The sequence below is a fragment of the Micromonospora acroterricola genome (genome assembly GCF_003172955.1).
GTDB lineage: Bacteria > Actinomycetota > Actinomycetes > Mycobacteriales > Micromonosporaceae > Micromonospora > Micromonospora acroterricola.
Genome location: NZ_QGKR01000082.1, coordinates 1 through 7,272 on the forward strand (window position 1 = coordinate 1; position 7,272 = coordinate 7,272).

8 protein-coding genes and 1 pseudogene are annotated in these 7,272 nt (G+C 76.3%); 6 read left to right on the plus strand and 3 right to left on the minus strand.

From position 1 onward, the window contains the following. The 5 genes from DKT68_RS01420 to DKT68_RS01440 form a co-directional block, all read left to right on the plus strand. Positions 1 to 542 (plus strand): glycosyltransferase family 4 protein (locus tag DKT68_RS01420; protein WP_146218259.1); only part of this gene is annotated, 542 nt, incomplete at its 5' end. Continuing rightward, complete coding sequence (locus tag DKT68_RS01425) at positions 539 to 1,360, plus strand: class I SAM-dependent methyltransferase (protein WP_109815627.1); 822 nt, start codon at positions 539 to 541, stop codon at positions 1,358 to 1,360. The genes DKT68_RS01420 and DKT68_RS01425, both read left to right, overlap by 4 nt. 63 nt (positions 1,361 to 1,423) lie before the next feature. Continuing rightward, entirely contained in the window at positions 1,424 to 2,362 is a 939-nt protein-coding gene (locus DKT68_RS01430) for a lysylphosphatidylglycerol synthase domain-containing protein (protein ID WP_109815628.1), read from the plus strand. A 58-nt stretch (positions 2,363 to 2,420) separates the two neighbouring features. Beyond that, the gene (locus DKT68_RS01435; protein WP_109815629.1) at positions 2,421 to 3,116 is read left to right on the plus strand and encodes a GTP cyclohydrolase II; all 696 of its coding nucleotides are present in this window, start codon (positions 2,421 to 2,423) and stop codon (positions 3,114 to 3,116) included. Further along, complete coding sequence (locus tag DKT68_RS01440; protein WP_201748850.1) at positions 3,113 to 3,820, plus strand: RibD family protein; 708 nt, start codon at positions 3,113 to 3,115, stop codon at positions 3,818 to 3,820. The genes DKT68_RS01435 and DKT68_RS01440 overlap by 4 nt, the downstream gene beginning before the upstream one ends. Here DKT68_RS01440 and DKT68_RS01445 read toward each other — a convergent pair. Further along, on the minus strand, positions 3,787 to 4,269 hold the full coding sequence (locus DKT68_RS01445; RefSeq protein ID WP_201748851.1) for a hypothetical protein: 483 nt from the start codon (positions 4,267 to 4,269) through the stop codon (positions 3,787 to 3,789). The two genes, DKT68_RS01440 and DKT68_RS01445, sit on opposite strands and share 34 nt — an antisense overlap. Further along, complete coding sequence (locus DKT68_RS01450) at positions 4,262 to 5,656, minus strand: molybdopterin-dependent oxidoreductase (RefSeq protein WP_109815630.1); 1,395 nt, start codon at positions 5,654 to 5,656, stop codon at positions 4,262 to 4,264. The genes DKT68_RS01445 and DKT68_RS01450 overlap by 8 nt, the downstream gene beginning before the upstream one ends. Positions 5,657 to 5,883: 227 nt before the next feature. Between DKT68_RS01450 and DKT68_RS01455 the strand changes: the two genes are divergently transcribed. Next, the gene (locus DKT68_RS01455) at positions 5,884 to 6,948 is read left to right on the plus strand and encodes an NAD-dependent epimerase/dehydratase family protein (RefSeq protein ID WP_109815631.1); all 1,065 of its coding nucleotides are present in this window, start codon (positions 5,884 to 5,886) and stop codon (positions 6,946 to 6,948) included. Here the strand turns inward: DKT68_RS01455 and DKT68_RS01460 are convergent. Continuing rightward, a pseudogene (locus tag DKT68_RS01460) lies at positions 6,945 to 7,272 on the minus strand (hypothetical protein); the annotation flags it as partial. The gene DKT68_RS01455 and the pseudogene DKT68_RS01460 sit on opposite strands and share 4 nt — an antisense overlap.

A 7,272-nucleotide genomic window follows, 5' to 3' on the forward strand; every position in this document is an offset into this window, starting at 1 on the left:
TCGCGGCGGTCACCCGGCACAAGGGACACGACGTGCTGGTCGACGCGCTGTCCACGCTCGCCGGTATGCCCTGGACGCTGGTCTGCGCCGGCACACTGGCCCGGGAACCGGAGCTGGTGCGCCGGCTGCGCGAGCGGCTGGCGGGCGCCGGCCTCACCGAGCGGGTCCGGCTGGCCGGCCCGCTGACCGGCGCGGCCCTCGACAACGCGTACGCCGCCGCCGACCTGCTGGTGCTGCCGTCGCGGGGCGAGACGTACGGCATGGTGGTCACCGAGGCGTTGGCCCGCGGCCTGCCGGTGCTCGGCACCGAGGTGGGCGGTCTGCCGGAGGCGCTCGGTCACGCCCCCGACGGTGAGCGGCCCGGGTTGCTGGTCCCGCCGGACGACCCGGCGGCGCTGGCCGGCGCGCTGGCCCGCTGGCTGGGCGACGACGCCCTGCGCGCCCGGCTGCGGCGCGCCGCCCTCCACCGGCGGGACACCCTGACCGACTGGCCGGTGACGACCGCGCTGCTGGCCGCCGTGCTCGAGGAGGTGGCGGCATGACCGCCGAGACCCTGCCGTTCGCCGACTGGCTGCGGCTGCGCGAGCCCGCCGACGCGGCGGCCCGCGCCGAGGACCTGGTGGACGTGGTCCGTCCCCGGCTGACCGGCGAGACGCCGACCCTGGTCCACGACCTGGGCAGCGGCACCGGCTCGATGAGCCGCTGGCTGGCGGCCCGGCTGCCCGGCCCGCAGCACTGGGTCCTGCACGACCGGGACGCCGACCTGTTGGCCCGGGCCGCCGAGGGCATGGCCGGGGTCACCGCCGCCGACGGCGCACCCGTCACGGTCAGCACCCGGTGCGGCGACCTGACCCGACTGACCGCCGCCGACCTGGCCGACGGCGCCCTGGTCACCGCGTCCGCGTTGCTGGACATGCTGACGGCCGAGGAGATTGAGCGGGTGGTGGCGGCCTGCGCGGACGCCGGCCGCCCGACCCTGTTCGCGCTCTCGGTCACCGGACGGGTGCGGCTCACCCCGGCCGACCCGCTGGACGCGGCGATCGAGGCCGCGTTCAACGACCATCAGCGGCGTACCGTCGACGGCCGGCGGCTGCTCGGCCCGGACGCCGTCGCCGCCACCGCCGCCGCGTTCGCCCGGCGGGGCGTCCCGGTCCGTGAGCGGCCCAGCCCGTGGCTGCTCGGCCCGGAGCAGGCCGACCTGACCGCCGAGTGGTTGCAGGGCTGGCTGGGCGCGGCCTGCGAGCAGCGCCCGGACCTGGCCGGCCCGGCCCGGGCGTACGCCGAGCGCCGGCTGGCCGATGCCGCGGCCGGCCGGCTCACCGTGCTGGTCGAGCACCGGGACCTCCTTGCCGGCGGATGAACTACCAGCGCCCGCGATACGTGCACTAGGGCAAGTGGACGATCTTCAGGGAGGCCGACGTCGATGTTCTGGGCCTGGGCGCGAGTGTTCGGCGGGCTGGGACTGCTCGCCGCCCTGCTGTGGCAGGTGGGCGGAGGACCGTTCCTGGCCGGGGTACGACTGATCGACGCGCCGGCGCTGGCCGCGGCGCTGCTCATCGGCGTGCTCACCACGGTCTGCGCGGCCTGGCGGTGGAGCCTGGTCGCTGGCGGCCTGGGCGTGCGGCTGCCGCTGGCGACCGCGGTGGCGCACTGCTACCGGGCGGTGTTCCTCAACGCCACCCTGCCCGGCGGCGTGCTCGGCGACGTGCACCGGGCGGTGCGCCACGGCCGGGACGCCGGCGACGTCAGCCGGGGCATCCGCGCGGTGGTCTGGGAGCGTACCGCCGGCCAGGTGGTCCTGGTGGGCGTCGCGCTGGTGGTGCTCACCGCCTTCCCGTCCCCGGTGCGGCCGTACCTGCCGGCCGCCGCCGCACTGCTGGTCGCGGGTGGGCTGGCCGCCGTGCTGCTGGCGCGGGTCCTGCCGCGGACCGGCCGGTCGCGGTGGGCGCGCGCGCTGCGCACCGCCGTGACGGACGTCCGGTCCGGGCTGCTGGCCCGGCGGACGTGGTTCGGCGTGCTGGTCGCCTCCGCCGTGATGGTCGCCGGTCACCTGGCCACCTTCCTGGTGGCGGCGCGGACCGCGGGCTCGGACGCCCCGCTGTCCCGGCTGCTGCCGCTGACGCTGCTCGCCCTGCTGGCCATGGGCCTGCCGCTGAACATCGCCGGCTTCGGCCCGCGCGAGGGAGTCGCCGCGTGGGCGTTCGGCGCGGCCGGGCTCAGCGCCGCCGAGGGTGTCGCCACCGCGACCGTCTACGGTGCACTCGTGCTGGCGGCCAGCCTGCCGGGCGCCGCCGTGCTGCTGGCCCGGCGGGCCCGGATTCCCGCCCCCGCTCGGGAAGCCGCCTCCGGTGGCGGCTGTTGAGCTGGTGGTGAGACGGTATGCGTCGCCGCGCGTCGGTGGCGCTGGACAAAGGAGTCCCATGCCCGAAGAACTGCCGGTAGCCACGGTCCGTACGCAGGTCACGGTGCCGCTGGCCTTTCCCGACGGCTACGCCACGACCGTGCGGGTGTTCACCTTCAAGGGCCTGGTGGACGGGCGGGAACACCTCGCCCTCGGCGTCGGCGACTGGGCCGGCGCGCTGGACCGGCTCGCCGCCGGCGGGGAGCCGCCGCTGGTCCGCCCGCACAGCGAGTGCCTGACCGGCGACGTGTTCGGCAGCCAGCGCTGCGACTGCGGGCCGCAGTTGCGCGAGGCGGTGCAGCGGATCGCCGAGACCGGTGGTTTCCTGCTCTACCTGCGCCAGGAGGGCCGCGGCATCGGCCTGTACGCGAAGCTCGACGCGTACGCGCTCCAGGACGCCGGGTTGGACACCTTTCAGGCCAACGTCGCGCTGGGCCGGGGCGAGGACGAGCGGGACTACAGCGTCGCCGCGCAGATGCTCGCCACGCTGGGCGTGCCCCGGATCCGCCTGCTCAGCAACAATCCCGACAAGGCCGAGCAGTTGACCCGGATGGGCGTCGCGGTCGCCGAGAGGGTCCCCACCGGCATCTACCTGTCCCCGGCCAACGCCGACTACCTCGCGGCGAAGGCGGCGAAGGCGGCCGAGACGGAGGCGGCGGAGGCGGAGACCGAGGCGGCGGCCGAGCGTGTCCCCGACCGGCCCGTCGCACGGTGAGCTGCCGACCGGAGCTGGCGCGGCCGTACGTGCTGCTGAGCTGCGCCACCTCGATCGACGGATACATCGACGACGCCTCCGACCAGCGGCTGCTGCTGTCCAACGCGGACGACCTGGACCGGGTCGACGCGGTCCGCGCCAGCTGCGACGCGATCCTGGTCGGCGCCGGCACGGTCCGCCGTGACGACCCCCGGCTGCTGGTGCGCTCGGCCCGACGCCGGGCCGAGCGGGTGGCGTGCGGCCAGCCCCCCACGCCCACGAAGGTCACCCTGACCGCCCGGGGCGACCTAGACCCGACCGCCCGGTTCTTCACCGCCGGCGACCCGCCCCGGCTCGTCTACTGTGCCGCCGGCGTGCTGGAGAAGACCCGGGAACGCCTCGATCGGGTGGCCACGGTGGTGGACGCGGGCGAGCCGGTCGACCCCGCGTGGATCCTGGCCGACCTGGCCGCCCGGGGCGTGCGGCGGCTGATGGTGGAGGGTGGCGGGACGGTGCACGCCCAGTTCCTCACCGCCGGCCTCGCCGACGAGCTGCACCTGGTGGTCGCCCCGTTCTTCGTCGGTGACGGCCGGGCGCCCCGGTTCGTCGGCGAGGGCCGGTTCCCCTGGCACCCCGGCCGCCGCGCCCGCCTGGCCGAGGCCCGCCAGATCGGCGACGTGGTGCTCCTCCGCTACGCCCTCTCCGACCGCTGCCCCGAAACCTGACGCCGCCGGGCGAGGGCGCGGAGGGCGTAGGTGAGGGCGCTGAGGAGGAACAGGGCGGCGGTGAGTTGGAGCCAGCGGGTCAGGTAGGGGTGCTGGTCCTGGCCGGTGGCGGCGAGGTGGGTGGTTTCGCCCAGCCGCAGGATGCCGGGGGCGAAGACCAGGAACAGCAGGGCGCTGGCGAGCGCCGGCACCCGCAGGTGATTGAGGAGCGTGATGCGATCGCGCACCAGCGCCCGCAGCACGCGGTCGGCGGCCGCGTACACCGGAAAGAGCACCAGGTCGTGGGCGATGACGGCGCCGACGAACCAGAGCAGCATCCGGCCGGCCGTCGCCTCCCCGGCCAGTCGCAGCGCCACCCAGCCGGCGAGCACGATGGCGGCGGTCACCACGATCAGGTGCCGGGGGCCGGCCCCGTAGGTGGTGCGGAGGCGGGCGGTCGGCTCACCCATCGGCCCGACCCTGGAAGTCGATGTCGCTGACCCACTTGGTGCAGTGCACACCGGGCAGGGCCGGCACGATGACCCGCGCCGGGAAGCCGTGGTCGGGGGAGAGGTCGACACCGTTGACCCGCAGCGCGAGCAGGGAGTCCGGGTCGAGGACCTGGTTGGGTGCGAGCACCGCCGTCCGGAACAGCCCGGCCTTCTCCAGTGAGGACACCCGGGCCGCGGCCAGGCTGTCGACCCCCACCAGGGCGGCCAGGTCGCGCAGCCGTACCCCGGTCCAGGTCTGTCGGGTCGACCAGCCCTCCACGCAGGCGATCGGCAGCGCGGCGGTGTGCTGCGCCATGGCCAGCAGCGCGGGGCGGTCCAGGGTCACCGTCCGTCCACCGGCGCGCAGGGTCAGCCGCCAGCCGGGGCCGGTCTCCTCGGGGCGTACCCCGGCGGCGGCGACGGTGCGGTTGACCGGGAAGCCGTTCGGCCCGGGGCCGTTGTCGCGCCCGCGCGGCAGCAGCAGCGCGGTGCGGCGTAGCGGGCCGTCCAGGGTCTGCCCGACGGTCAGCGCCGCCAGCAGCAGCGTGGCGCCGCCGACCAGGCCGACCGCGCCGCGCCGGCTGACCGTGGCCGGCGCGGGCCGCGCGGCGACCAGGTCGTCCGGGTCGGGCGGCTCGGGACGGGTCCCGGCGACCGGGGTACGCAGCTCCGCGCCGAACGGGCGGGACCGCAGCGCGGTCCCCAACCGGGGCAGCTTGAGCACCACGTGCGCCACGAACGCGCCGAGGAAGACCCAACCGCCGAAGTAGTGCGCGGTGTAGAAGTCGAAACCGAACAGGTACGCGTACTGGATGTTGAGCAGGCCGGTGGCGGTCTGGAACAGGATCCCCCCGACCAGCAGGAGCAGGGTGAGCCGTTCCAGCACCTGGGCCAGCGAGCGGGCGGGCGGCCAGTCGAACAGCTTCGGGATCACCGACCAGAGCTTGCCCAGCACCACCGGGATGAGCACGATCCCGAGCGTGACGTGCAGGCCCTGGGTCACCCGGAACAGCCAGGCCGGCCGGGTCGGCCAGTCGAAGACCGGCAGCCGCAGCCAGCCGACGTCGTGCGGGAAGGCCTGGCCGAACCGCGGGCCGTAGGCGGCGTAGTCGAGCAGCCCGGTGACGATCACCAGGGGTAGCGCGACCAGCAGCACCGACCCGTGGACGGCGGTGAGCCAGGGGCCACGCAGCGGGCTGCGCCAGCTCCGGTCGAGCGTGGCCACGCCGGGCGGCCGGCGCCGGTCCAGGGCCCGCCAGAACCGGCGCGGCGCGCCGTAGCCGCCCGCGTCCGGCGCGCGGGGGTCACCGCTGGCGCCCGGCGCGCCGGGTCCGCCGCCGCTCGGTCCGGGTCTGCTGGGGGACACCGCTCCACCTTTCTCGCCTCGCGCGCCGCCCGCGGGCGGTTGCCCGGCCGCCGTCGGCCGGTGGCGGGCGCACTGCGGGCAGGCTAGACCGCGCCGGTACGGCTCGGCCGGGTTTGCCGCATTACCGAACGCTTACCGGGCCATCCGCGCCGCCGAGCTGTTGCGAACTCCTTACGGGTCACCCGAACCGGCCCGCCGGGCACCCGGGGGCCCTACCGTGACCGGCTATGCGGGTACTCGTCACCGGCGCGGCCGGGTTCATCGGGTCGCAGGTCGCGGATCTGCTGGTCGAGCAGGGGCACGAGGTGGTGGCGCTGGACGCGCTGCTGCCGCAGGCGCACGGCGGGGAGCTGCCCGCCTGGTCCCGCCGGCACGACGTGGTCCGCGGCGACGTCCGCGACGGCCCGCTGCTGGACCGGCTGCTGATGGGGGTGGACGCGGTCTGTCACCAGGCGGCGATGGTCGGGCACGGCCTGGACCCGTCCGACGCCCCCGACTACGTCACACACAACGACTACGGCACGGCGGTGCTGTTGGCGGCGCTGCACCGCTCCGGGATCGGCCGGCTGGTGCTGGCCAGCTCGATGGTGGTCTACGGCGAGGGGCGCTACACCTGCCCCGGCCATGGCACGGTGCGCCCCGCACCCCGCCGCACGGAGGACGTGGCGGCCGGCCGGTACGACCCGACCTGTCCACACTGCGGCCTCGCCCTCGACCCGGTCCTGGTGCCCGAGGACGCCCCGCTGGAGCCCCGCAGCACGTACGCGGCGAGCAAGCTCGCCCAGGAGCACCTGGCGGCGGCGTGGGCCCGGCAGACCGGCGGGACGGTGTGGGCGTTGCGCTACCACAACGTCTACGGTCCCCGGATGCCCCGCGACACTCCGTACGCCGGGGTGGCGTCGATCTTCCGGTCGGCGCTGGCAGCGGGCGAGGCCCCTTGCGTGCTCGAGGACGGCCGGCAGCGGCGCGACTTCGTGCACGTCACCGACGTGGCGCGGGCCAACCTGCTGGCCCTGACCACCACCGCGCCGCCGGCCACGCTCGTGCCGGTGAACGTCTGCTCGGGCGAACCGCACACCGTCGGGGAGCTGGCGGCCACCCTGGCCGACGCGATGGGTGGACCGGCGCCGCGGGTCGTCGGCGGCGCCCGGACGGCCGACGTGCGGCACGTGGTGGCCGACCCGCGCCGCGCCGTCGAGCTGCTCGGCTACACCGCCCGGGTCGGCTTCGCCGAGGGGGTGGCCGGCTTCGCCACCGACCCGCTGCGCGAACCGGCCGCGCTCGCCGGTTAGGACACCGTCCAGACCAGGTGGTTGACGGCCAGTGCGGTGACCGCCTGCGCCGCCAGCCACCAGCGCCGCGACCCGGCCGGCAGGCGGGCGGTGGCCACCAGCAGCCAGACGATGAACGGCAGCCAGATCCGCTCCACCTCGGCCTTGCTCAGCCCGGACAGGTCCGCGCCGAGCACCGCCACCACGGCGGCCAGCGGCAGCAGCACGGTCGGGCCGGACGCGCGTACCGCCGCTGCCGCCGGCGTGGCCAGCCGGCCGACGGCCCGCCACCCACCCGCCGCCGCGCTTGGACCGAAGCGCGGGCCACCCGGCGCGGGACCGGTC

Excerpts from the sequence above, each read along its gene's own strand:
- DKT68_RS01435 (WP_109815629.1), top strand. The coding sequence starts at position 2,421 with ATGCCCGAAGAACTGCCGGTAGCCACGGTCCGTACGCAGGTCACGGTG.
- DKT68_RS01445 (WP_201748851.1), bottom strand. The coding sequence starts at position 4,269 with ATGGGTGAGCCGACCGCCCGCCTCCGCACCACCTACGGGGCCGGCCCC.
- DKT68_RS01455 (WP_109815631.1), top strand. The coding sequence starts at position 5,884 with ATGCGGGTACTCGTCACCGGCGCGGCCGGGTTCATCGGGTCGCAGGTC.
- DKT68_RS01430 (WP_109815628.1), top strand. The coding sequence starts at position 1,424 with ATGTTCTGGGCCTGGGCGCGAGTGTTCGGCGGGCTGGGACTGCTCGCC.
- DKT68_RS01425 (WP_109815627.1), top strand. The coding sequence starts at position 539 with ATGACCGCCGAGACCCTGCCGTTCGCCGACTGGCTGCGGCTGCGCGAG.